The organism is Flavobacterium sp. MEB061, from assembly GCF_000834715.1.
In the GTDB taxonomy this organism is placed as follows: Bacteria; Bacteroidota; Bacteroidia; order Flavobacteriales; family Flavobacteriaceae; genus Flavobacterium; species Flavobacterium pectinovorum.
This window is the reverse complement of sequence record NZ_JXQR01000009.1, coordinates 57,794-82,711: the sequence shown is the minus strand read 5'-3', so window position 1 is coordinate 82,711 and position 24,918 is coordinate 57,794. Positions and strand designations below refer to the sequence as shown.

The window sequence follows — 24,918 nt, the reverse complement described above, 5'->3', positions numbered from 1 at the left end:
TTAGCCATAAATAATATAAAATTAAAATTCGTGAATTCGTGGCTATTTAAAATAGACTTTGTTGCGTCGAGGGGTTTTCGTGTTCTAAAAGCCATTTTTTGCGAGACAAACCTCCGGCGTAACCCGTTAAAGATCCATTTGTGCCAATAACGCGATGACAAGGCACAACAATCCAAAGCGGATTTTTACCATTTGCCGATGCAACTGCCCGAATTGCTTTTACATCTCCCAGTTTTTTGGTTTGATCCATATAACTTATGGTTTTTCCGTATGGAATTTCTAATAGGGCTTTCCACACTTTTTGCTGAAATTCTGTTCCTTTAGGATTTAGTTTGAAATCGAAATCAGTTCTTTTTTTATCAAAGTATTCTTGTAATTGAGAAACAGCTTCTTTTAAAGCTTCAGGAATGACTTCAGAAACCTCATTTGTTCCCACATCTGAAACTGAAATTACAGCAATACCATCTTCATCTCCAACTATTTTGGTGATTCCTAAAGGTGAATTGATGTAAACTGTTTCCATATTTTACTATAAAGTTTTTTGACCGCAAAGGCGCAAAGTATTTCGCAAAGTTCGCAATTTTATTTAAACCATATAAGTATTTAAGTTTTGTTTTACCGCAGAGAACACAAAGTTTTTTCGCAAAGGTCTCAAAGTTTGTTATGTGTGAATGAATGGGTTTTGTTGCGTTTTACTTAGGAGGCCACAAAGTTTTGCAGTTTGTTTATATGAACTTATGTCACTTATATGGTTTAACAAACGTCAAGTTTAAAGTGATAGTTTAAACTATTTTCAACCTTTTCGCTTGAAATGATCTTTTTAATATTTGATTTTTGATTGTTAAACTTCGGTAGCACCAAACCCTGTTCTTTTGCCTTCTGTGTATAATATTCCTCCCTTGTGGGATGAAAAGGAGCGACGGCATTGAAAACTTCATTCCACTTTGACTGATAAATGATTTCTTCAATGATGTTAATGCAGTCGTTTTGGTGAATTAAATTTACTGGCGCATCAGGGTTTTCGAGATTTTCCTTTCCTGCCAAAAATTTTACCGGATGACGATCTTCGCCAATTAGTCCGCCGAAACGCAAAATGGTTGTTTCGAAGTTTTCATTTTTTTGTAAAAGAGCTTCTGCTAAAAGCAATTGTTTGCCACTTTCTGTTTCCGGATTTGGAATTGTTTCTTCTGTGATTAAATCATTTTCATCTCCATAAACAGAAGTCGAACTTACAAAAAGTACCTTTTTTACGCTTGATTGCTCTATAAAAGGAATCAAGGTTTTGATTTTTTCCACAAAAACCTTTCGTAGAGAATCTGAAGTATCAGAATTTGTTGCGCGTAACTTTGGCGGAATATCAATAATTAAAATTTCACTTTTGGCTAAAAACGGAATTACGGTCTCTGAAATACTTTCGCATTCAAGCGTAACTAAAAATGGATTTATACCAGCATCCTTCAAAATTTGCAGTTTATTTTCAGATGTTGTTGATCCGTTTACAGAACGCCTTTTTGCGATTAAGCTTTTTGCCAAAGGCAATCCCAGCCAGCCACAGCCTAAAATACTTATTTGAGTCATTTTTTTGAAGGTTCAGAGTTGCAAAGGTACAAAGGTTCAAAGTTGAAAACTTAAAATTGAAATTTATTAGTTTTTATCTTTGCGACTTTGCGAGATTAAAATTTGCGCACATTTATTACAAATCTAAAAAGAAACAGATTTTTTCTTTTCCTTTTGCGCCAATTCGGTTGTAGAATTTTATAGCTCTTTCGTTAAATTGGGGAGTTCGCCATTGCATATTGATGCAGTTTTTTACTTTTCCAATTTCTTTTAGTTTGTTGATTAACACTTCTCCAATACCGTGGTTTCTGGCTTCTTCTTCTAAAAATAAACAATCCATATGTATAATAGCTGCAGCATCCCAGGTTGAATGCATAAAATTATAAGTTGCATAACCTACAATGTCATTTTCTGTGGCAACTACTAAACAAAAGTGATTTGGTTCTGAAGCAAATAAAATCTTTTTTAAACCGTCTTCTTTTCCTTCAGAAGAATAATCGGCTTTTTCGTATTCAGCATGTTTTTGGCATAAAATAACAAGTTTTGGTAAATCTGAAAGCTCGCAATTTCTTATGGAATATTTCATTGAATATTAATTTCGGTTTGTAAAAAGGTAATAAAATGATGAAAATAGTCAGGATAAATCTGATTTTGCCTGATTGCTATAAAGTGTTTTCTTTTTAGGCCGTTTTTGCCAATTTTAATGGCTTTTATGGGATTATTTTTCAAATGTGGAAGCAATGCCCATTTTGCCATCGACATAACGCCCATATCGGCTTTTACCATTTCGAGTGAAGCTTCGGTTAAGGGTATGGCGGTAATTTTTTTAGGAGTTACTTTGGCAGGGGCCAAAACAAATTGATGAATCGTAACTGTTTCCATCGGAAAGGAATGAATCAGTAAATGTTCGTCGATAAAATCTTCGGCAACAACGTATTTTTTATTTGCCCAGGCATGGTTTTCAGAAACTGCCATAACAACTTCATCCTGAAAAAGTTCCAGATATTTGATGTTGTTATCATTGATCTGGTCGCTGATAATGGCGATATCAATTGTGTTATCCAGTAATTTTTGCAGCGGAATATGTGTGGCTTCGGTAACAATCTTCAATTCAACATTTGGATACAGCAAATGAAATTGCTTTAGAACCGAAGGCAGCCAGTGGTAACTTGAAAAACATTCGGTACTAATCCTGATTTCGCCGTGTTCTCCAAAAACCATTTGTTTGATTTGAGATTCGGTTTGCGAAAGTTTGTCGAGAATTTCATTGGCAATCCCGTACATTTTTTCACCGGCTTTGGTTAAAACCAGTTTTCTATTCATTCTAAAAAAAATAGGCGTACCCAATTGGTATTCGGCTTCTTTAAGTTGGTGACTTAATGCCGATTGGGTTAAATGAAGTTTTTCAATTGCTTTGGTGATACTTCCTTCTTCAACAATCGCTTTTATCAATCGTAAATGACGTATTTCCATTTTTAGAGAATTAGTATACAAAGTAACAAAATTTTAATCTGGCTTTTGTATGAAAAAAAGTAATGAAATGGATGAATTCTTTTCGTTTTTATGGAATATAATGTTGGACTACTTTTGAAAAAAAACTAATCATTAAAACTAAAAAAATGGAAACACAAATTAAACATTATGAAAATAAACTAGCCTTTGAAATGGATCCTTCTGATTTGTTTGATGCTTTAAATAATGGAGAAAAAGTAGTCGTTATTGATGCCAGAAAGTCTTTTGGATATCAGGCAGAACATATTCCGACAGCGATTAATATTCCGCATCGCGAAATGACAATCGAAAGTACAAAACATCTCGATAAAGAAGTTTTGTATGTAACCTATTGTGACGGTATTGGTTGTAATGCATCAACAAAAGGTGCATTGAATATGGCAAAACTTGGTTTTAAAGTAAAAGAATTAATTGGCGGAATAGAGTGGTGGAAGGTTGACGGTTATGCAACAGAAGGAACAAATGGTAAAGCAGCAGGTTTAAAAATTGAATGTGCTTGTTAAATAAAAAAGGCAAACTTAAATTTAAGTTTGCCTTTTTTATAGTTATTTATATTTTGTTTTATTCAGGCTTAACAACCTGTTTTAGGGTATCTATTGCAGTTATGGTGCTGTCTTTTATCGGTGCGGTTTCGATTGGAACGTTTAGAGGCGCTGTATATCTTTTAATTTTTTGCTGAATTAAAATAGCATCGTTCAATACAAAAGGTGTTGGCATCATCCAGTCACTTCTTGGTTTTACATTCAACAGCGGATTTGTCATTAAATCAAAAGAACTTTCAATTAAATCCATATCAAACAGAGATGATTTATTGATGTAGAAATCCATAACCAAAGGCTCATTGCCAACAACATAGTAGCATAAGATTTTCATGTCATCTCGTTCTAAACGATTTCCTTTTTGACCGGAAGTTGAAACTCCATTTGCCTTAAAATTATAAAAAGTCATTTTTGGATTGGCGTAAATATCGTAACGATTGACTTTTCTGTTTGGCGTTATTTTTATTTTTAAATACCTGTTGTTGCCTATTACGCTGTCTTTTAAGAACTCAATCGTTGGTTTTGGAATGGCAATATTTGGTGCAATCGCGCTATAGGTAAAGGTTGAATTGTATTTGCTGGCTAATGGCAAACCGTTTAAACCTACCGCTTTTTGATTTTTTTCTCCTAAATAAGTTTTAGTCCATTCATCAAGATTTACATCATAAGTTGTCCAGACTGCCGAATCTGTATTGGCGTTGTAAACATATAATAAACTGTTAGATTTTGCTTTTCCGTACTGATATCCTGAGTTATAACCGGCATAAACGAAGAAAGCGATCGAGGTAATAAAAAATAATATCGCCCAGACACCTTTTCTAAAAAAAGAACCAAATATGGGAAGTAATAATCCGAAAAGTAAAACAGTTAGTATAGCACTTCCAAAGAGTATTTTCAAACCTAAACCAATCGGGAACATGATGATAAAAGGCGCCACAATTGCCAATGCGGGAATACTAAATAATAAGTTTAGACCTAAGCTATAATGTTGTGTGATTACAAATATTCCGAATAAAAGGATTCCAAAATAAACAGGAATAATAAGGAAACCTGCCCCGGTTAAACTATTGGCTAAAAAAAGATTGATAATAATCCAAAGCAATAAAGGCGCTACAAAATGGTTCATTGTAATTTTTGCTTCCGAAAAACGATTATAGAAAGCAAAACAAATGGCAATAGTAAGTGTTACAAAAGCCCCAATGTAAGCATGTCCGTTATAAGTAAAACCGTTTAGCAAATCTGAATATTGCGGATAAGCTTCTAAAATTATTTTCCAGCCCAGAAAAGTTACCAAACCGGCAATAACTATAGAACCAATTAAAGGAACAAAGCCCCTGAAAATTTCTCTGAAAGTAATAACGCGTTTTGCTTTTCCTATAAAAATAAAAAGAATTAGTAATCCTAAAGCAATTAAGGACATTGGGAATACCCATGCAAATGGATAATTTATGAATCCGAAAGGAACACTAAAATATACGTTGTCTTCTGTAGTTTGAGTAGAGTTTAAATCAATATTTGAGAAGTATTTTAATAAGGGCATTAAATAAGTCCCCTGATGAGATAAAGTTGTTTTGTTTAAATGTTGGATATCATCTTGTTGTGTATGATAATTATAATGGCCGTCGATAAAAGCAAAATTAAAGCCCTGAATGTTTCCCTGTTCTCTAAAAACAGTCAGATCAGTATCGTTTGGCAGCATTTTATAAATACTATACATGAGCGAATTTGAAACGGGATATTTTGCTTTTGCATTTGCAAATTCTTGTACAAGAGCCTGATTTCCTTTGTTGGTTTCCATCAGCATATAACTTGGTCCTGAAGAACCCCGGGCTTCAAAATTTAGAACCAGACCAACATCTTTTGCCCACGGATGCTGATTTACAAAAAGTGCGGCACCGTTTAAACCTAATTCTTCAGCATCTGAAAAAAGAATAATTATGTCGTTTTTCTGTGGATTTTTAGAATATAAAAAAGCACGGATCCCTTCCAGAATTGTCGCAACTCCTGATGCATCATCACTTGCTCCTTTTGAAAAAGAATGCGGAGCACTGTCATAATGAGAAAGTAATAAAAGTGCTTTTGAGTTGTTGGTTCCTTTTATGCGGGCCAGGATATTTTTGGATTTTACCAAAAGCCCTTTATCATTTAGTGTAAATCCTTCCTGAATCGAAGTTTCTAAACCAATTCGGTTCAATTCTAATTTAAGATAATTAGCAACAAGTTCATGATTTGTTGAACCAACATAATGTGGTTTTTGAGCAATAATTTTAACCTGATTGAAAGCTCTTTCTGTAGAAAATTCAGCAAGGGCTTCTTCGTTTTTAGAAACCCATTGAGGCATCATTGTGGCGTATATAATACCTAAAATTGCTAAAACGCATACAAAAGCAAGTATTGAAGTCGGGTTTTTTCTCATATTGAATATATACTAAATTTCTTTTTTAACGAGCATAAAATAATCATTTTCCAGAGAGCGATATCCCTGGTCGTACAGGAAATAATACGTATTTCCCGTTTTAGTCTGCAAAATATTTGTAAAGAAATCAAAATCAAAACCCTTATTAATCATTTTATCTCTTGTTGCTTTTGATTTCCCTTCTGTGTTTAGTTCGGACAAAATACGGTAATTTTTGCGTAACTTATTGTTTACATTCCGCATGAAATTATTACTATCCTTATTTATTTTATTATTATAGGCATTTCGGCAATTGTCTGAACAAAATTTCTTGTCTTCGCGACCTACAATTTTTTCTGAACATTCAAGACAGGTTTTCATTGATCGATTTTTTTAATTTCGTATAAATCATGCCTTCTGTCTTTCAAAATTCGAACGCTGCCGTGCTCGTGAAGCTGTTTTAGTAAATTTAAATCAACGTCAACAATTAGGGTCATTTCAGTATTTGGAGTTGCTTCGGCTTTGATTCCGTTACTTGGAAAAGCAAAATCAGAAGGCGTAAAAACAGAGGCCTGCGCATATTGAATATCCATATTATTTACTTTTGGCAAATTACCAACACAGCCGGCAATGGCAACATAACACTCATTTTCTATGGCTCGCGCTTGCGAACAATGTTTTACACGAGTGTAAGCGTTTTGAGTATCTGTTAAAAATGGAACAAACAAAATATTCATTCCTTCATTGGCCATAATTCTTGAAAGCTCCGGAAACTCAACATCATAACAAATTAAAATTCCAATTTTGCCACAATCAGTATCAAAGGTCTGAAAGTGCGATCCGCCTTTCATTCCCCAATGTTGCACTTCGTTTGGCGTAACGTGAATTTTGGTATACATTTCTGAAGTTCCATCTCTTTTGCATAAAAAACCAACGTTGTATAAATTACCGTTATCGAGGTAAGGCATACTTCCAGTAATAATATTGATGTTGTATGAAATAGCAAATTCCTGAAAACGCTTTCTTATTGGATCAGAATAACGGGCAAGTTCCCGAATAGCTTCTGCTTCAGATAAATGATTGTAATCTGCCATTAGAGGCGCAATGAAAAGCTCTGGAAACAAAGCAAAATCGGCACCATAGCCAGAAACAACGTCGATAAAGAATTCTGATTGCTCAAAAAATTCTTCAACATTGTTAAGCTGACGCATTTGCCATTGAATTAATCCCAAACGGATAACACTTTTTTCAAGATTAATCAATTTCGGACTTTCGTCGTAATAAACATTATTCCATTCTAAAAGAACCGCAAACTCCTTTGATTCTTCATCGCCTTCAAGGTAATTTTTGATGATTCGCAAAACGTGAAAATCATTACTCAGCTGAAAGGAAAGTACTGGATCGTGTAATTCTTTGTGTTTTACTTTATCGATATAAACTTTCGGAGTAAATTTTTTAGCGTGTTGACTGTAGTTAGGAATTCTTCCTGCAAAAACAATGGCTTTTAAGTTTAATTGTTCGCAAAGTTCCTTTCTTGCATCGTATAAACGACGCCCCAAACGCAAACCGCGATAATGTGGGTGGATAAAAACGTCTATACCGTACAAAATTTCCCCATCCGGATTATGGGTTGAAAAGGTATAGTCGCCAATAATTTGTTTGTAATTGTGTCTTTTGTCAACTAGTTTTTCATCGACAATTAAAGATAGGGCAGAGCCTACAACTATGCCGTCAACTAAAATAACTAATTGACCTTCAGGAAATATTGAGAGTAATTTTTTTATATCATCAGATCTCCAGTAGGAATTGGCCATTTCCGGATACGATTCTACCATTGAATTTTTCAATTGTTTATAATCGTCTAATTCTAAATTTCTTAACTCAACTTTATTGATTTGCGCCTGCATATAGTAAGATTTCTGTGAAATATACAAAAAAATATTTCCACTTACAAACGCTTACAAATAGTTACAACCGAAAGTAAATACTTTGTAACCGAATAAATTTTGCCTGCTGTCACATCTTTGCATCGTTGAATTTGATAAACGAATTCCTTATATGAACATTTAAAAATTATACGCCATGAATGCAATGAAAAACAGAGTACAATTAATTGGTAACGTAGGAAACGATCCGGAGATTAAAACATTAGAAAACGGTAGAAAATTAGCTCATGTAACTATTGCCACAAACGACAAATACACAAATGATAAAGGTGAAAAAGTAGAACAAACCGAATGGCACCGTGTAACCGCCTGGGGAAAAACGGCCGAGATTATTGAAAAGTATGTTGTAAAAGGCAAAGAAGTTGCGATTGAGGGAAAATTGACCCACAGAAGTTATGACAAAAACGGAGAAAAGCGCTATGTGACCGAAGTTGTTGTAAGTGAGATTTTGTTGCTTAGTAAATAAAGTTTAGCAGATTTGATATTTAACCCGACAGTTTGAAACATGTCGGGTTTGCCGTTTGTAAACTATAAAATAGAACCGCCGTTTATATCCGTAGTAAGTACTTCGCTCATATAATCGAAAAAAGGTCTCATGTTTTGACATGTTTCTAAAGCTTGCTCTAAAAATTTTGGACTCAAAACTTCATCATCTGTAAAACGTTTTATGATCAAAAACTGTTTGTAACGCAATAAATCAATTGCTTCATGATCGGCATCAAAACCTTTTGGAGAAGTTTTAAGCTGTTCGCCCTGTAAAGTCCCAAAAGTGCTGACGAAGGTTTTTGATTTTAATATTTTTCGAAATGGTTCGGGATCGTGGGCAAATTCGCTTCTTATACGTTTTAAGTCTGCGGCATTTGGCCCCCAGAATCCGCCTGCAAAAAAACTGTTTCCTTTTTCCAGGTGAAAATAATAGCCGCCACGTCTGGCATTTGTTGCACGGGTAAAGCTGCCTCCCCAAAAAGTTTTAAAAGGAGTTTTGTCTTTGGCAAATCGTATATCACGATAAATTCGGTATACACTTTTTTTGCCCGAAGCAGTTTCTAATACATCAGTTTTAGAAAGTTCCTGAAGCAAAGCTCCGGCAAAATTCTCAATATGGTTTAATTCGTTTAAGTAATTGGGTTTATTTGCTTCAAACCAGGGCTTATTATTGTTTTCTTTAAGTTGAGATAAAAAATCAAGACTGGATTTTGGTATAGTAATCTGGTTTTCCATAATTAAATTTTGAGTCTTTAAGACGACTGCAATTTAAAAATAAAAACCCACCAATTGGTGGGTTTTTTTATGATATAGTTTAAGCAGTCTTTTTTAATAAATCAAACATAGGACAGCGTGAGCAGCGTTTGTTCTCGCTCTTTTTGTATTTCTCACAACAAGATGACTTACAGTTTTCTAACTTTTTAAGTTTTTCAAGGATATCTTTTTTCTTCTTTTTCTTTTTATCCTTTTTCTTGTCCTTATCTTTTTCTTTCTTGCTCAATTTGTCTCTGTATTATTAAACAGTGACAAATATAAAAGAATAAAAGTTATTTTTAAGTATTCTAAATAAACTTTAACTTTTTTATTTTGGGTTAATAGCGATTGAGCTTGTAACTGTTAATTGCTGAATATCACGATCAAATAAGTAAAGTCCGCCTTTATCATCACCAATTAAGTTGATTTTATCTAGAATAGATTTAGCTGTGGCTTCTTCCTCAATTTGTTCTGCTACGTACCATTGTAAGAAATTGTGAGTTGCATAATCTTTTTCTTCAAAAGTGATGTGTACCAATTCGTTGATAGATTCTGAAACAAAAATTTCGTGGTTATAAAGCGCCTCAAACATTTCTTTAAAAGTAGAATAAGAAGTTTTTGGTGCTTTTAGATCTGTAATCTGTGCATGTCCGCCACGTTCGTTAACGTACTTTACCAGTTTTAACATGTGCGCGCGTTCTTCGTCTGATTGTGTGTACATAAATTGAGCAATTCCCTCTAATCCGTGTACTTCAGCCCAACAAGCCATAGAAAGGTAAGTTTGCGAAGATTCTGCCTCTATGCGAATTTGCTTGTTTAAAGCCGTTTCAATATTTTTTGATAGCATAATATGTGTCTTTTTGGTAAAGTTAAAAAAAATAATCCAAAACGATTTTTTGAAAGTGCCAAACCAAAGGCATTTTGATTAATTCTCAATAAGGTTAAGGTTTTTCTAAAGGAAAATCCCTGGAAAAAATGGCCTTATTGATGATCGGATTTGTGATTTCCGGCTCCATAAATCCATCAGTAAACTTGCGCATCACATACTGTTTTGTTGCATTGTCGTAATATCCTAAAATAGAATAATCTTTAAATTTAAATATATTTTGAAAAGCGATTCTTTTCTGAGTGCTCAAAAAGTAGTAAATGTTATCAATTGCCAAAGGCAGCTGAGGTTCTTGTATAAATTCAAGACTATTATTCAGTATACTTTCAAAATAAACCGTTCTGGCGTGATCGATTTGTGGAAAATCGCCATTATAATAAAAACTGGAATAATCTTCTTCTTTTGGAGATCCGCCTATTGTAAGCAGTGTGTTTCTTTGGTTTTTAAAAGCAGATAATCCAACATTTAAGAAATATAATTGGTTTAAAAACTGACTTGTTTTCCTTAATTCTGAAGGTTTTCGTCCATCGGTTTGTACAAATAATGGGGAATTTTTAAATTTAATCGTGTCATTTTTCAACACTTTAATTTCCTTTAATGTGTTGCCAGAGTTAAAATCTTTTACATTAATTGCAAATCCATACTTGTTCAGACTTATTTGATAAAGTTTATTATCGTTAAGAAATGAATTGCTTTTGTTTGTGTTGTCAATACCCGGTTGTACAAAGGATTTTTCGCTGATTGTATGTTTTTCAATATCCAAATCAAAAACCTGTGTTTTTTTTGGATTATAATCGAAAGTTAAAATCAGATGATCGCCCAATAAATAGGCTTTGCTCTTTTTTGAACTTTTATCCAAAGGCACAAATTCTTTTACGTCAATTTTTTCGATAGGATCTTCATCAACAATTCGATTAAAAGTGACAAATTGAGTGTTTTTATTTTGAAACTTATAAGAAGAAAAATCAAATACTTTTTCTTCTGCTGTTCCGTTTTTAAAGGTGTAAAGAGTTAAAGCCTGCACATTTCTTTCTTTTGAAAGAATATAAAAGGCATTGTTTTCCTGAAAAAAGTTTAAAATATCATGTGTTGAAAACGGAAAACTAAACTGAAGCATTTTCTGCGTTTTAGTTTCTAAATAATACTTTACGATGATTATAGTTTTAAAATCTTCTAACGCCCAATATAAATTTGGATTTCCATCTTCTCCAAAACTATAGCCAACTAACGATCTGTTTTCCAGATTTGTTTTCGGAAAAGTAAATTGTTCATTTAAAAATAAGGCACTATTGTATTTTAAAATGGTAACATTTTCTGTTGTTGCTGCAAAAACAAAAACATCATGCGTTTGTGTATTCTCTACATTGAGAACCTGACTTTCTTCAGACGTTTTTTTTAAATCTAAAGGAAAAGAAGCCAATACTGTTTGACTAAACAGAACTGATTTTGAGATTAGTAGCGATAGAAGTAAAAGTTTTTTCATAAATTTTTGTGAGACAAAAATCATTCCAATTTTAATTGGTTGCTTCGGGATTTTCTCTCTATAAAGTTTTAAAACGATATATAAAGATAGATCAATTGTGGTAATTTTGAACATAAAAAAAGCCCTAAAGAAATTTTCTTTAGGGCTTAAATATTTTTAATGAAAAAATTATTTCACTTTGAAAGTAACTCTTCTTGCTAATCTGTTTGCTTCTTCAGAATCTTTTTGAATAGATGTGTCAGCTCCTGCTGAAACAACATTTAATCTTGAAGATGAAACACCAGCTTTTTCAAAAATGGTTTTTACATTATTAGCTCTTAAGCTTGATAATTTTTCATTGTACTCTACACTGCCAACCTGATCAGCATATCCAATAATATCAAGTGATGTAGAAGGGTTTTTTCTTAAATAAGTTAAAACAACATCAATTGCAGCAGTTGAATTTTCTATTGGAGTAGATTTATTAAAGTCAAAGTAAACGCTGTAATATTTATCATTGATCATTTCTTTCATAGGATCTTTGTCGCTTACAATTGTCGTAGTTATTGGTTTTTCTACAATAACTTGCGGTTTTTGCTCTGGAATTTTATTTACCAAAGCTTCAAGATCGGCTATTTTATTTTCTAATGCTGTAAGATCAGCATTATCTGAAACCACAACCCAGTCAGCATGCTGATTTTGTTTTCCTAAGTAAATATTTAAACCTACAGTTCCGTTAAAAATAATTCCAGAGAATCCTCTTTCCACATTATCACGATAAACACCATCAAATGTTGCATCCTGACTAGCATTCAAAATGGTAGAAAAATCACCTGTTAAGGCTAATCTGTCCGTTAATCTAACCTGTGCTGTAACACCTGCGATGAAGTTGACCATTTTGTCATTAAAAGGCATGTTTTTGTTTTCTAACACACTCATCCCAAAACCAGTATGACCTAACAGACCAATTGTTTTGGTCCAGGTTTCAAAATTCATGATTCGGCCTAAATTGGCTACAGCTTGCAAATCAGCTCTATAATAATTTGACTTGAAGCTTGCTGAATTTTTACCATCTGTAAAACTATCGTATCCGATATCAGCTTTTAAACCAAATTTGTTGTTGAACATATACCTCGCTCCCAGATCAACTACAAAAGGACTCGGAATATTAGTATAATACTGTTTCGCTGAAAACGGACGCTGTGGTTTATTAAGACCGCCAGCTACCTCTATTGACCATTTATTATAGTTAGTTTCATTGCTTTTTGTTTCTGTTTGTGCATGTAGGTTTATTAAACCTAGTGTTAATGCAACAATAGTTACAATTTTTTTCATTGTTGTTTGTGATTTAAAAATTTTCGCAAACCAACAATTATTTGTAGGAAAAATTATCCTTAAGAGGTTATTTTTACACTACAATAGGGTACAGAAGCATTTCTGTTTAATTATTCATCAAATCCTGAAATAAATCTACAAATTGCCCAACATGCAAACCATCCATTAAACCGTGATGTACATGAACAGACATGGCAATTGTTCTTTTCCCAGTTTCTAAAGTAATCATTTTTCCAAAAGAAATTTTAGGGCAGCTATCCGGATAAGTATAACTTCTTGCGTGAGAAAGTGAAGTAAAATTCAACCACGGAATTGCCGAGAAATGTATGACATTATCGTCATCAAACGATCTTGTAAAAAGCCCGGTTGTATTTTGAATACGCTCTATTTCTGCCAAAGCATTTTGTTTGAAAATCTCAAAATCCGGATTATATTCGATCAGTGAAAATCCAAAAGTACCATCTTCACGACCAATAGTTGCTGATGCATCAATACGATCATTAATGTAGATTTTGTTTTCGGAAATTCGGTATTTAAAATTTTCGATTGTATTTACAGCAACTAGTGTTTTATGCAAATAATAAATAAAAAAAGAACTGTTTAGGCTTTTTGCCATTTGATAGGCTTTTGTACAATCAATTTCTACAGTGGCGCCAAAAAATGGTTCTTCCATTTTACTAAAATGGACAAAATGTTCTTTTCTATTCCAATTTTCTAAATCTAAAAGTGTTTTCATTATAATAAATTATGGAGCACTTCAGAAATTTTCTCGAATGAACTAAAATGTTCGTGCTCTACTTTGTGATTGATTTTTTCATGTTCCCAAGTCGTATGAAAAGGAATGTGAACCGCATAACCGCCAATTTCTAAAACAGGCAATACATCTGATTTTAATGAATTTCCGATCATTAAAAATTCATTCGACTGAATTTCTAAACGACCAAGTAATTTTTCGTAATCTACAGTTTGCTTGTCTGACATTACCTCGATGTGATGAAAATAATGCCCTAAACCAGAACGGTGTAATTTACTGTGTTGGTCTTTTAAGTCGCCTTTTGTAGCTACAACCAACTTGTATTTTCCGTGCAAAGATTGTAAAGTTTCTTCAATTCCGTCAAGAAGTTCGATTGGTTTCTCCAATAATTCTTTTCCGTATTGAATGATTTTCTGGATTACTTCAACCGGAATTGTATTGTTCGAAATGTTCATTGCCGCTTCAATCATCGAAAGAATGTATCCTTTGATTCCGTAACCGTATAAAGGCAAATTGGCGATTTCAATTTTAAATAATTCCTGCGAAATGCCCTGATGAGAAAGATAATCTTCCATCAAAGCGCAAAATTTGTGCTCCGTTTCCTGAAAGTAAGGTTCGTTTACAAATAAAGTATCATCAGCATCAAATGCGATTACTTTTAAGTTTGGTATTTTGTTTTTATGTAACATAAAGATGTTTATTTTTTTTAGTTTCAGGTTTTCTTTGTTTCAGGTTTTTCGCCACGAATTCACGAATTTTTTTTTCCACAGATTAAAATTATTTGCTTAATCTGCGAGAGACTATTTTTGCTTTAAATTCACGAATTATTTTAAAATCAATCTGCGTAAATCCGTTTAAACCCGTGTCATCCGCGTGCTATTTCTCATTCCTAATTCTTCGCAAACAAGTTCTTAAATGAAATTGTTTTATCGTAAAACGTAATTCTGATTCCGAAAAGCAAAATGACTCCGCCAAAAACCATTTGTAAAGTTATTTGTTCTTCCAAAAACAACCAAGCTAATATTGAAGTAATTACAGCCTGACTCAATAAACTCAACGAGACTCTCGTCGCGCGCATGTGTTGTGTCGCGTAACTTATAGAAAGCCAGGCGCACAATTGACAAATTACAGCCTGCAACAGCAAAACAAACCAGCCTGTATTTGAAAATCCTGTAAAAGGTTCGTTCAAAGCAAGACATAATATTCCTAAATAAAGGCTTGAAGCCAATAAACTAATCGTCATGAACGATAAAACATCAACTTGCGAAAGCACGTTTTTGCTGACCAAAAGATAAATCGAATATAAAATTCCGGATAAAACAGCGAACAAAAAGGCCTGATCAAAATTCAGTTCCATAAAAAAGCTAAAACCTACCAAAGTGATCATTCCAAATAAAGAAACTACAGTTCCGATCCAGAAATTAGTTGCAGGTTTTATTTTCAAAAAGAAGAAAGAACCAATTCCAACCCAAAGCGGAGATAAATTCGTCAGCAACGAAGCCTGAGTCGCGCTTGATTCCTGAATGGCGATATTCCAAACGGCAACATCCGAGGCAAATAAAATGCCGCAAATTGCTGCCAAAAGCATGAATTTTGTATTCGGAATTTTAAAGTTCTTTGTCAAAATTACATAAGGCAATAGCAAAGTCACAGCAAAAAACATTCTGTAAAAAGCTGAAATTAATCCTGGCGCTAGTTTCAGTTTTACTAATATAGGGAAGATTGAAATACAAAGTATTCCGCCTATTAAGGCTAATCTTGGTTTGGTGATTTTCATATTATAGCAAATATCCTGATTTTTTTTTATTTGAAAAAGAAATATAAACACAAAGGAGAATTGTGCCGTTAGGCACTAGATATTGGTAGAAAAAACAGGTTTGAATTCGTTGGAGTGCCGTAGGTACGAAATTAGGTATAAATGTGGCGTACTACGGCACGCTAAATTCTTACCAATTGATGTTTTCTACCAATATCTAGTGCCTAACGGCACATTGCAAATTATGCTTAATAATAAGATCAGGATTAAACTTGTTTTTGGGTGGTATTATGCATTCATGATTTTCTTGCAGGCATTGTTGATTTCCGTATCCGAAAAAGGACCAAGCGCATTTGCCAACAATTTACTGGTTCTAATAGAACCTACCATTTTGATTCGAAGATCTTGGTCATCGCCCATTTCGGTTAACAGAATTGTCTCGAAAATTTCGGACAAATGCTCCGGTTGATCCCTAAAATCATCTTCAAACCAAAGGTCTGACAGAAATTTTGCCATTGCCGTTATTACATCTGGCTCCGATGTTTTTTCATTTTCTTTAGTCATATCGAAAATATTAAACGCACGAAACCCTCGCTTTAGGTGTGACTAAATATCTGAAAGATAGATTTAGGACAGTTTCCTGTTCCAGCACCTTGGCGAGGGTTCGCTTATGTTAACTTTGAATAAGTTTTTATCTAAAGTTTCCAAATATTTAGTCGAGACGAATGTACAACTAAAAACTTGGCTAAAAAGAAAAAACATGAGAAAATTCCCATGTTTTAACATTTCACATCTAACCTTTCACAAAAAAGTTAGTTTATAGTTTCACCATTAGGCGCATCAGTATCTGGATTTACAAATACTAATTTTCCTTCGGCGTTTGTAGTCATTAAGATCATTCCCTGACTTTCAACACCGCGTAAAGCTCTTGGCGCTAAGTTGGCCAAAACGGTAACACGTTTACCAATGATTTCTTCTGGTGAAAAGCTTTCGGCAATTCCAGATACAATTGTACGAACATCAATTCCGGTATCAATTTTTAGAACCAAAAGTTTATTGGCTTTCGGCATTTTTTCTGCTTCAATGATGGTTCCTACGCGCAAATCCATTTTGGAAAAATCCTCATATTGAATTAATTCTTTTTGAGGTTCCGGTTGTTTGTTTTCGGCAAGATTAGCTGTTTTTGTAGCTTCCAATTTATCTATTTGTTTTTGTATTTCTTCGTCTTCGATTTTTGCGAAAAGCAATTCATTCTGACCAATTTGATGTCCAGAAGGAATTAAATCTGAATTCTCCGCAACATCGTTCCATTTTAATTTGCCTTCATTTTTCAGGATTCTTGACAATTTAGCCGCAGTAAAAGGTAAAAATGGTTCAGCCAAAATGCTCAAAGCGGCAGCAATTTGTGAAGCTACATATAATTGAGTTTTTACACGCTCAGGATTCTCTTTTATGACTTTCCAAGGTTCTTCATCAGCAAGATACTTATTTCCTAAACGAGCAACATTCATTAACTCGCCTAAAGCTTCACGGAATCTGTAACGCTCCACAGAACTTGAAATTACAGCCGGATACGCTTTTAATTCTGCTAAAGCGGCTTCGTCAACTTCTGTAAATTCATTTGGTGTTGGAATAAATCCGTCGTAATTTTTGTTAACTAAAACAGCAACACGATTAATAAAGTTTCCGAAAATATTAACCAATTCGTTGTTATTTCTCGCCTGGAAATCTTTCCATGTAAAATCATTATCCTTAGTTTCTGGAGCGTTTGAAGTTAATGCATAACGCAAAACGTCTTGTTTCTCCGGAAATTCTTCTAAATATTCGTGCAACCAAACTGCCCAGTTTTTAGAAGTCGAAAGTTTATTTCCTTCCAAATTCAAAAACTCATTTGCAGGCACATTGTCCGGCAAAATATAGCTTCCTTCGGCTTTAAGCATCGCAGGGAAAATGATACAGTGAAAAACAATATTGTCTTTCCCAATAAAGTGAACCAGTTTTGTGTCTTGATCTTTCCAATACGGTTCCCAGTCTTTTCCTTCGCGCGCTGCCCATTCTTTTGTTGATGAAATGTACCCAATTGGCGCATCAAACCAAACATATAATTTTTTCCCTTCGGCACCTTCAACCGGAACATCAATTCCCCAATCAAGGTCACGTGTTACCGCACGAGGTTCCAATCCGCCATCAACCCATGATTTTACTTGTCCGTACACGTTAGGTTTCCAGTCGCTTTTATGTCCAACCAAAATCCATTCAGTAAGGAAATCAGTATATCTGTCCAAAGGTAAAAACCAGTGTTTTGTAGCTTTTAAAATCGGAGTTTCTCCTGTAATGGTCGATTTTGGATTAATCAAATCCGTAGCATTCAAAGTCGATCCGCAATTTTCGCACTGATCTCCGTAAGCTCCATCGTTACCGCATCTAGGGCAAGTTCCCACAACAAAACGATCTGCCAAAAACTGATTTGCTTTTGCATCGTACAATTGCTCGGTTACTTCTTCAATAAAATCACCGTTATCATATAGTTTTTTAAAGAATTCCTGAGCCGTATCATGATGAATTTTAGCCGAAGTTCGAGAATAATTATCAAACGAAATTCCGAAATCAGCAAATGATTTTCTGATAATTCCATCATATTTATCAATAACTTCTTGTGGCGTAACTCCTTCTTTTTTGGCTTTCATCGAAATTGCAACCCCATGTTCATCGCTTCCGCAAATAAACGCAACGTCTTTTCCCTGCAAACGCAAGTATCTCGAATATATATCTGCAGGTACGTAAACCCCCGCCAAATGCCCAATGTGAATAGGTCCGTTGGTGTAAGGCAATGCCGCCGTAATAGTATATCTCTTTGGATTCTGTATCATAACTCAATTTTATTGAGTGCAAAAATAAGCAATAGAATTGAGATTTTGTTATTGCGCTGAGATTCGCGGAGAATTTTTAATCTCGCAAAGTCGCAGAGTTTAATTTGAAGCTTATGATTAATCGTACAGTTTGTCATTTCGAGGAACGAGAAATCTTCGCGAGCAGCTCGACAAAGATTGACGACATTCTTTACGGAATTTCTTGCGTTATTTAGACTGGACTGAAGTCCAGCCCTACAAAATAAATCGTTCCTTCGGAACTTTTTCGAGAGAGCCTTCGGCTCTGGGCATTGTAGGGATGGATTTTAATCTATTCAAAAATAAACCTTTGCGACTTAGCGTCTTTGCGCGATTATTTCAACCCAATCCATAAAAATCTCCGCGATAAAACCTCCATAAAATAGAACCAGTTTAAACTAGCGTCCCAATTAAAATCTTCAGAATTTATTTTGCAACCTTTGCGATGAAAAAACAAAGACAATTTTATGAGCAAGACAAAATTAATCATCAATAAAAACGGATCAATCAAAATCGAAGGTGATTTTGAAATCATGGATTCAGAAGGAACTGTTTACGGACTTCAAGGAAGATCGGCATTAGGGCTTTGTCGTTGTGGATTATCTGCAAACAAACCTTTCTGCGATGGAGGACACCGTAATAATTTCGAACACGATTCAATCGCATTCGATTTACCGCCAATGAAAACGAACTAAGAATTCTGTTTTTCTGGTTTGAATATAAAAAAGCTGCATGATTTCATGCAGCTTTTTTGTTGCGTTATAATTTCTTTTTTGAAAGAATTTTCAAGTAAATAATTTTTTTATACTCTTAAAAAACAATATATATTTACACAAAAATGTTAAACCTTCAAAAATGAAAAAAGTAGTATTATTTCTCTTTTTAAGCTTTGTTTCGGCACAAGCTCAACAAAGAGTTATTTCGAGCGTATGGATGGCTTTTCGTCAAACCATAGAGATTCAAACTCCGGTCAAAAAAAAGTTTAGAGTAATTGCTTCGGCAAAAGTAGATTCTAACGATCCAAAAGCCTGGGCAGGGATTTCCGCAAGGGTTTTTAACAAAAATGATGAAGATGGCTTCTCTGATAATATGTATGACAGACCCATAAAATCAAAAGAATGGCAATCGTATACTGTAGAAGGAACAATTGATGAAAACAGTAAAACATTGAATTTTGGAGGAGTTTGTGAAGCAAACGGAAAGTTTTATTTTGATAAATTTCAATTGTTTATCGAAAATGCAAAAGGAGTTTTTGAACCCGTAACCATTTTAAATTCAAGTTTTGAAACGCTTGCGACCAATACAGATATTCCAAATTGGAATTTAGGCAATTCTAAACAAAAAAATGTTAAGGTTAAGGAATTTACCATTTCTTCCGATAAATCAAGCGTAGATGGTAAACTTTCATTACTACTTGAAGGAAAAGGTATTGTAATAAAAGAAACCGGAAAAATAGGAAATGTTGAAGGCGCTTCTCCAAAAATTGCCGACATGATTTCGATGCTTGAAGACCTTAAAGATCGTGTTGAAGAAACGGTTAAAAATATGGATCAATACGAAATTGATTATTTGCATGATGAAAAAGCCAACCGAATTGGAGCGCTTGTAATGCATTTGGCTGCAGCCGAAAAATACTATCAGGTTTTTACTTTTGAAAACAGAGAATTTAACGAAGAAGAGAAGAAAAAATGGGAAACTGCTTTAAACCTCGATCAGGGCGCGCGCGATGAATTTAAAGGGCATGATATTCAATATTATCTGGATATTTATAATGAAGTAAGAGCCAAAACCATTTCGGAATTAAAGAAAAGAGATGATGCATGGTTTGCCGAAGTTCAAATGAAATACGATATAAGCAATCAGTATTGCTGGTTTCACGTTATGGAACATCAGTCAAGTCATTTAGGGCAAATTTTGTTCTTGAAGAAAAGAATTCCGCCTCAGGAACAACCAATGCAAAAAGTATTGGAACAAGAGATTAAGAAATAAAATTTGGGATAAAAAAAGCGGCATTTAATGCCGCTTTTTTTATATATAAAGTTCACCTTTCATCGTAATAATCGAAGAACCGCCAACCAGAATATCTTCTTCACGATTCATAACTTCAATCAGCGAAGGCTGTTTTAATTTTACACCTTGCAGAATTTTATATTCTTTGTCTGATTTAGTGAATTTCTTTTGAGTTAAAAAACCAATTAAAGGACCGGCTGCCGTTCCTGTTGCAGGATCTTCATTTATTCCTATTATAGGGTTAAAAAATCTCGTTTCGACGATATGTTCCTGATTTTCATCAGCAGGAGTGAAACAATAAAATCCTTCAAATTTATATTCTTTTGAAATCTCTATTAAAAGTTGGTTATCCGGAATACAGCTATTAAGTATTTGACTGTTTTTTATAGGCACCATCGTATGCGCCACTTCTGTTTTGACAATTGTGGGTACAAAAGCATTTACATCTAGATCTTCGATTTTTAAACCAAGTGCTACGGCAATTCTATAAGTTGGAATTTCTTGCTTGATCACTGCCGATTTTTGATGCATTTGCACCACCGGATATTGCGTAACCGGATCAAAACTTACGGTTAAAGGTATTGGCGAATTTTTCATGATCACAAATGGATCACTTTCATTTTGTTCTTCAAAAATGGGCATTTTTTTTAGCAAAGCACCACAAACCGCACCCAATAAGTTGTGTCCTGCGCCGTCGATTTCAATTCCGGTAGGCGTAAAGGAGCGAACCTTTAACGCTTTTTTCTTTGTAGAATAATAAATGAAAGAAGTTTCAGAATAACCAAATTCTTTTGAGATATTTTGATACACTTCTAAGTCTAAATCACCATTTGTAAAAACAACCGACAACGGATTTCCCTTGTAACTTTTATTAGAGAATACATCTAAAACGTAGTATTGTAAGGTGGTTCTGTTTTCCATTATTTATCTTTTTTTTGATTGGATCCTTTACTTTGAAAGTTAGTATTTTTTTGCCAATCAAAGTTACAACTAATACTGTTAAATATTTGCTACGTCTTGATTAGTAATATTTTAAATTTTAAAAAAGATTATAACATGTTTAGTATCAGTCTTAAAATCCATAAAAACAGCATAAATAACAAAATGGAAAACTCAACTTTATTTACTTTTTGGTTTCCAAACTTCTTAACGAGAAAGCGATCAAGGACCATAAATAGACAAAGCGGAATTAAACCCAGCAAAATATAAATTCCCATTAATCCATCTTGTGCAGAATTCCCGGTTATTAGAATTGTGGCATAAATCAAACCTGCAATAATAGAGATCATTCCTATTATAAAAAATGGTGTTAGATTTTTTAGAAGATTCATTTGGTCTTGGTTATTTATTTAAAAACCACTTTTTTTCCTGTTTTTAATATTTTAACAATATGAAAAGGTTGCGTTATGACGGCATTAATACCTCCTGGTTTTAATTGTTCAACAGTAACAAATATACTATTATTGTTTTGTGTAATTTTGGTAATGTCTATAGAATAACCACCATATTGACGCACTTCATCAATAACAACTATTACCTGATATTTTGTAAAATCAATAGTTGCATCAGGAAAATAAGAATTTGTATCGCTAAGAAAAGCCATTTTTCCGATTAAGCTGGTCCAAGTTTGCTGATCTTTTATGACCAGATTTTCTTTTGGATTATCATAATTTCCGTTAAAACGATCTCCCTGAAGAATTACTGAATATTCTAAATCTCCGTTTTGTGAATCATCGTTGTCGCAGCTCGCAAACACAAATAAAATGCTTAAAATGGTAATAATCTGTTTCATGGTTTTTGGTTTTAAGTGATGAGAATTGGTTTCATACTCGTAGTAATCTCCTTGTAAACAGATGTTTGTTTTTTTGAAAGGTTGCGTTAGTAGCGTTTAATATAAATGTTATAGTATAAGTAAAACTAAATTCTCTTTAGTTACTTTTAAAATCTTAAACTTACTTCGATTTCGGACAATTTTTATAGATGTAGACAATAGATCATTTTCTTTTTCCCATTTTCCTACCTGTCTTTTTTCAAAAAATCCGCCATCCAACATAAATGGTTCCATATATGAAGTTACTAATATTCCATCGTCATAAAACGCAACTTTGAAGCCATCAAAATATATACCGGTTTTAATGTGTTTTTTTAAAATTATTGTATCTGACTTATGCCAACTATCAGTTGTTTGCCAAGCAATATTTATTGCCTGTTTTTCGAAGTCAGAATTTTGAGCAGAAATATTTAGGTTTGTGAAAAATAAAAAGATTAAAATTTTTAAATATATTTTCATGATATTTCGTTTGCTTAATTTTCAAGTATTTCTTCTTTTTTAAACTTAGAAACTTCTATAATTTGTTCAGATAAATTTACGAATGTAGTTAGTCCTCTTTCTTTTGTATTATAATTTGGAGACCAAAAAGAGTAACTTTTATTTTTTCCTTTTGAGCCAAATTGTATTTGCCAAGTACTACCATCATTTCCTTCTGCGTAGGCTTTGTCTATGTCTATTTTATCTAAAGAAGAGACTGCATTAGCAAATTTTTCAAAATTTTTAAGGTCAATTTTCATGAATTTTTCAATTTTGCTGTATTCCCATTTAGGGTCATTTGATGCTGGTCTGGTTTGTACAAATACAGTTGCACTATCATTAGTTGGCATTTTTGCAATTTTGATTTTTACTTCACTAAAAGGAATTCTTCTACTACTTACATACGAAAATTCAATTTCATCTATTTTTTGAGGTATGTTTGAATCTCTTTTTTGACAACTCAAAAAGATAAATACTATAATAGTTATGGTGAAGTATTTTTTAATCATAATCAAGATATGGATTATATTAAGCTAAAATACTCTTTTTTAATTCAAAAAAATCTCGCAAAATTTATATTTCTTATGAAACCTGAATGCGTTAGGGATAGTAGCGGATAGCCCACAGCCTGACGAAGGAAGTGCGAGGACTTGGAGCGAATAGCCCGACCGAAGGGAACGCCAAAAAAAATATTATCGTTTATATCATTATTTCCACGAAATTTGCAAAACCAAGTAAAAAACGGAAATCATGGCAAAAGGACCCGAAAAAAACACCAAAAACAAGGCTTTGCACACCAAATTGCTCAACAGGAAAAAAGCTAAACTTCAGGAGGAAAAGAAGGAACGTGCCTTGCGATTAAAAGCTTTAGTGGCAAAAATGAATGAAAAGAAGAATTCAGAAGACGACGTTATATAAAATCAGATTGTATTTCTTTTCTGTTTTTATTTAATCGAAATTTGCAATTCAAAATATCAAAACAAAACATAATGGAGGAATTCGGTAGAATAATAGTTTCTGAAACGGCAATGAACAGTGAAAATCTTCAGGATGTGATTCACTCAAATATTTCGGTGATCAATTTAATGCGTGAAGAAGGTGTTGATGACGAATTTATTCATGAAGATGCTTTGATGAGTTATTATCTGGATTATTACTGGTCGCAATATGCCGAAGGAAACTTTGCTCAATTTGTCTATAAATCAGGTTGGAATAAAGAACTAAACGAACTTATTGAAGAAGGTTTGGCTTTAATTGGTGCCGAAAAACATTTGGAATTGTTTCAGCAACAAAGCAAGAAAGTCAAATTGATGAGCAGCGTAAAGCTGGCGAAATTTTTAAAAGGCAAATTAGAAGGTGTAAACCCAGTTCGCGATTCATTGAATAGCGATACTTTTTATGAATTGGAAGAAAACCTTGTTACGCTCAATGCTAATTTTCTTAAAAACCACCCAGATTTTGAAGTGCTTTCTGTTGATGATATGTTTGCAGCTTTAGAGGAATATGTGGGACATGAGATTAAGAGAGCTTAGTTTTTTTGCTGCAATTGCCACAAAGTCGCGAAGACGCAAAGAAATTTGAAACTTTGTGACTCTGTGACTTTGTGGCAAATTATCTTCATAAATAATTGTTTTTCAAATAATTGAGTTAATTTTAGTTCTTTATAAAATTGATATCATTTTATGGAAGAACTAACACACATCAAATCAATTATAGGTATTATTCTGGGATTGAGCTTAACGCATCTCATAAAAGGATCTGTGATTTTTATTCAGCATCCGGGACGAAAGAAAATTTATTTTGTACACTCGCTTTGGGTGTTTTATGTTTTTTTGCTGATTATACATTTTTGGTGGTGGGAGTTTAATCTTAAACTGATTCAGGAATGGTATTTTGTCGATTACTTTTTCATCATTTGTTATATTCTAATTTATTACTTGTTGTGTGCGATTTTATATCCTGATGATTTGGTCGATTATAACGGATATGAAGATTATTTCTATTCACGAAAGAATTGGTTTTTTGCCGTTCTCGCCATTAGCTTTATTGCAGATATGATTGATACGGCAATAAAAGGTGGTAATTACTTCTTGTACAATCAGTCAGAATATTATGTTAGAATTATAAGCCATGTTTTGCTTTGTCTAATTGCGATTAGAGTTCATAATAAATCTTTTCATACCGTTTTGGCTATACTTTTTATTGTTTATGAGCTTTCTTATATTTTGCGATTATTTAATGTTGAATAAATATTTGATATAGAAACATTAAGTTTCTAAGATTAATGCGCAATAAAACAGAAAATCATGAAAGCTAAATTCACATTAGTTG

At 33.5% G+C, this 24,918-nt stretch carries 29 protein-coding genes; 7 read left to right on the top strand and 22 right to left on the bottom strand.

The window, feature by feature from the left end; translation table 11 throughout:
* Positions 1–46: 46 nt before the first annotated feature.
* The 4 genes from RT99_RS04585 to RT99_RS04570 form a co-directional block, all read right to left on the bottom strand.
* The gene (locus RT99_RS04585) at positions 47–523 is read right to left on the bottom strand and encodes a methylated-DNA--[protein]-cysteine S-methyltransferase (RefSeq protein WP_042563561.1); all 477 of its coding nucleotides are present in this window, start codon (positions 521–523) and stop codon (positions 47–49) included.
* Positions 524–753: 230 nt separating this feature from the next.
* Positions 754–1,578, bottom strand: coding sequence for an epimerase (locus RT99_RS04580; protein ID WP_042563560.1), 825 nt, complete (start codon positions 1,576–1,578; stop codon positions 754–756).
* Positions 1,579–1,693: 115 nt separating this feature from the next.
* The gene (locus tag RT99_RS04575; protein ID WP_042563559.1) at positions 1,694–2,143 is read right to left on the bottom strand and encodes a GNAT family N-acetyltransferase; all 450 of its coding nucleotides are present in this window, start codon (positions 2,141–2,143) and stop codon (positions 1,694–1,696) included.
* Entirely contained in the window at positions 2,140–3,030 is an 891-nt protein-coding gene (locus RT99_RS04570) for a LysR family transcriptional regulator (protein WP_042563558.1), read from the bottom strand. The genes RT99_RS04575 and RT99_RS04570 overlap by 4 nt, the downstream gene beginning before the upstream one ends.
* Positions 3,031–3,176: 146 nt before the next feature.
* Here RT99_RS04570 and RT99_RS04565 point away from each other — a divergent pair, with 146 nt between their 5' ends.
* Positions 3,177–3,572, top strand: coding sequence for a rhodanese-like domain-containing protein (locus RT99_RS04565; RefSeq protein WP_042563557.1), 396 nt, complete (start codon positions 3,177–3,179; stop codon positions 3,570–3,572).
* 58 nt (positions 3,573–3,630) lie between these two features.
* On the opposite strand, the gene RT99_RS04560 is transcribed toward RT99_RS04565, so the two are convergent.
* Genes RT99_RS04560 through RT99_RS04550 form a run of 3 tightly spaced genes read right to left on the bottom strand, consistent with a single transcriptional unit; the run spans position 3,631 to position 7,910 of the window.
* Entirely contained in the window at positions 3,631–6,024 is a 2,394-nt protein-coding gene (locus RT99_RS04560) for a M28 family peptidase (RefSeq protein WP_042563556.1), read from the bottom strand.
* A gap of 12 nt (positions 6,025–6,036) precedes the next feature.
* Positions 6,037–6,384 carry a hypothetical protein gene (locus RT99_RS04555; RefSeq protein WP_042563555.1) on the bottom strand — a complete coding sequence of 116 codons (348 nt, stop codon included), beginning with the start codon at positions 6,382–6,384 and terminating at the stop codon, positions 6,037–6,039.
* The gene (locus tag RT99_RS04550; RefSeq protein ID WP_042563554.1) at positions 6,381–7,910 is read right to left on the bottom strand and encodes a bifunctional GNAT family N-acetyltransferase/carbon-nitrogen hydrolase family protein; all 1,530 of its coding nucleotides are present in this window, start codon (positions 7,908–7,910) and stop codon (positions 6,381–6,383) included. Before RT99_RS04550 ends, RT99_RS04555 begins: the two co-directional genes overlap by 4 nt.
* Before the next feature lie 175 nt (positions 7,911–8,085).
* Here RT99_RS04550 and RT99_RS04545 point away from each other — a divergent pair, with 175 nt between their 5' ends.
* A complete protein-coding gene (locus tag RT99_RS04545; protein WP_042563553.1) occupies positions 8,086–8,415 on the top strand; it encodes a single-stranded DNA-binding protein in 330 nt (109 codons plus the stop codon).
* Positions 8,416–8,477: 62 nt separating this feature from the next.
* Here RT99_RS04545 and RT99_RS04540 read toward each other — a convergent pair whose 3' ends face one another.
* From RT99_RS04540 to metG, 10 genes are all read right to left on the bottom strand, one after another.
* Entirely contained in the window at positions 8,478–9,170 is a 693-nt protein-coding gene (locus RT99_RS04540; RefSeq protein ID WP_042563552.1) for a DUF2461 domain-containing protein, read from the bottom strand.
* Positions 9,171–9,249: 79 nt separating this feature from the next.
* A complete protein-coding gene (locus RT99_RS04535) occupies positions 9,250–9,435 on the bottom strand; it encodes a hypothetical protein (protein ID WP_042563551.1) in 186 nt (61 codons plus the stop codon).
* An 81-nt stretch (positions 9,436–9,516) separates the two neighbouring features.
* On the bottom strand, positions 9,517–10,035 hold the full coding sequence (locus tag RT99_RS04530) for a ferritin (RefSeq protein WP_042563550.1): 519 nt from the start codon (positions 10,033–10,035) through the stop codon (positions 9,517–9,519).
* A gap of 94 nt (positions 10,036–10,129) precedes the next feature.
* A complete protein-coding gene (locus RT99_RS04525) occupies positions 10,130–11,557 on the bottom strand; it encodes a hypothetical protein (protein ID WP_042563632.1) in 1,428 nt (475 codons plus the stop codon).
* 168 nt (positions 11,558–11,725) lie between these two features.
* Complete coding sequence (locus tag RT99_RS04520; RefSeq protein ID WP_042563549.1) at positions 11,726–12,871, bottom strand: OmpA family protein; 1,146 nt, start codon at positions 12,869–12,871, stop codon at positions 11,726–11,728.
* A gap of 106 nt (positions 12,872–12,977) precedes the next feature.
* Positions 12,978–13,607 (bottom strand): chloramphenicol acetyltransferase, encoded by a 630-nt coding sequence (locus RT99_RS04515; protein WP_042563548.1) that lies wholly within the window; start codon positions 13,605–13,607, stop codon positions 12,978–12,980.
* Entirely contained in the window at positions 13,607–14,314 is a 708-nt protein-coding gene (locus tag RT99_RS04510; protein WP_042563547.1) for an HAD family hydrolase, read from the bottom strand. Before RT99_RS04510 ends, RT99_RS04515 begins: the two co-directional genes overlap by 1 nt.
* 200 nt (positions 14,315–14,514) lie before the next feature.
* Positions 14,515–15,402: a DMT family transporter gene (locus RT99_RS04505; protein ID WP_042563546.1), complete on the bottom strand. Its 888-nt coding sequence runs from the start codon at positions 15,400–15,402 to the stop codon at positions 14,515–14,517.
* Positions 15,403–15,669: 267 nt separating this feature from the next.
* On the bottom strand, positions 15,670–15,945 hold the full coding sequence (locus RT99_RS04500) for a hypothetical protein (protein ID WP_042563545.1): 276 nt from the start codon (positions 15,943–15,945) through the stop codon (positions 15,670–15,672).
* Between the two features lie 248 nt (positions 15,946–16,193).
* Positions 16,194–18,251 carry a methionine--tRNA ligase gene (metG, locus tag RT99_RS04495; RefSeq protein ID WP_042563544.1) on the bottom strand — a complete coding sequence of 686 codons (2,058 nt, stop codon included), beginning with the start codon at positions 18,249–18,251 and terminating at the stop codon, positions 16,194–16,196.
* 485 nt (positions 18,252–18,736) lie between these two features.
* On the opposite strand from metG, the gene RT99_RS04490 reads away from it, so the two are divergent.
* Both RT99_RS04490 and RT99_RS04485 read left to right on the top strand, forming a co-directional pair.
* Positions 18,737–18,964, top strand: a complete 228-nt coding sequence (locus RT99_RS04490) for a CDGSH iron-sulfur domain-containing protein (protein WP_042563543.1) — start codon at positions 18,737–18,739, stop codon at positions 18,962–18,964.
* 160 nt (positions 18,965–19,124) lie between these two features.
* Positions 19,125–20,258, top strand: a complete 1,134-nt coding sequence (locus RT99_RS04485) for a DinB family protein (RefSeq protein WP_042563542.1) — start codon at positions 19,125–19,127, stop codon at positions 20,256–20,258.
* Positions 20,259–20,297: 39 nt separating this feature from the next.
* On the opposite strand, the gene RT99_RS04480 is transcribed toward RT99_RS04485, so the two are convergent.
* From RT99_RS04480 to RT99_RS04460, 5 genes are all read right to left on the bottom strand, one after another.
* On the bottom strand, positions 20,298–21,200 hold the full coding sequence (locus tag RT99_RS04480; protein WP_042563541.1) for a PhzF family phenazine biosynthesis protein: 903 nt from the start codon (positions 21,198–21,200) through the stop codon (positions 20,298–20,300).
* A 128-nt stretch (positions 21,201–21,328) separates the two neighbouring features.
* Complete coding sequence (locus RT99_RS04475; RefSeq protein ID WP_042563540.1) at positions 21,329–21,610, bottom strand: hypothetical protein; 282 nt, start codon at positions 21,608–21,610, stop codon at positions 21,329–21,331.
* Positions 21,611–21,624: 14 nt separating this feature from the next.
* The gene (locus tag RT99_RS04470; protein ID WP_042563539.1) at positions 21,625–22,071 is read right to left on the bottom strand and encodes a protease complex subunit PrcB family protein; all 447 of its coding nucleotides are present in this window, start codon (positions 22,069–22,071) and stop codon (positions 21,625–21,627) included.
* Between the two features lie 108 nt (positions 22,072–22,179).
* On the bottom strand, positions 22,180–22,569 hold the full coding sequence (locus RT99_RS04465) for a hypothetical protein (RefSeq protein WP_042563538.1): 390 nt from the start codon (positions 22,567–22,569) through the stop codon (positions 22,180–22,182).
* A 14-nt stretch (positions 22,570–22,583) separates the two neighbouring features.
* Positions 22,584–23,096, bottom strand: a complete 513-nt coding sequence (locus tag RT99_RS04460; RefSeq protein ID WP_042563537.1) for a hypothetical protein — start codon at positions 23,094–23,096, stop codon at positions 22,584–22,586.
* 241 nt (positions 23,097–23,337) lie between these two features.
* Here RT99_RS04460 and RT99_RS25255 point away from each other — a divergent pair, with 241 nt between their 5' ends.
* From RT99_RS25255 to RT99_RS04450, 3 genes are all read left to right on the top strand, one after another.
* Positions 23,338–23,505, top strand: a complete 168-nt coding sequence (locus RT99_RS25255; protein WP_165587175.1) for a hypothetical protein — start codon at positions 23,338–23,340, stop codon at positions 23,503–23,505.
* 71 nt (positions 23,506–23,576) lie between these two features.
* Positions 23,577–24,119 carry a hypothetical protein gene (locus tag RT99_RS04455; RefSeq protein WP_042563536.1) on the top strand — a complete coding sequence of 181 codons (543 nt, stop codon included), beginning with the start codon at positions 23,577–23,579 and terminating at the stop codon, positions 24,117–24,119.
* Between the two features lie 150 nt (positions 24,120–24,269).
* The gene (locus RT99_RS04450) at positions 24,270–24,836 is read left to right on the top strand and encodes a hypothetical protein (protein ID WP_042563535.1); all 567 of its coding nucleotides are present in this window, start codon (positions 24,270–24,272) and stop codon (positions 24,834–24,836) included.
* Positions 24,837–24,918 lie beyond the last annotated feature (82 nt).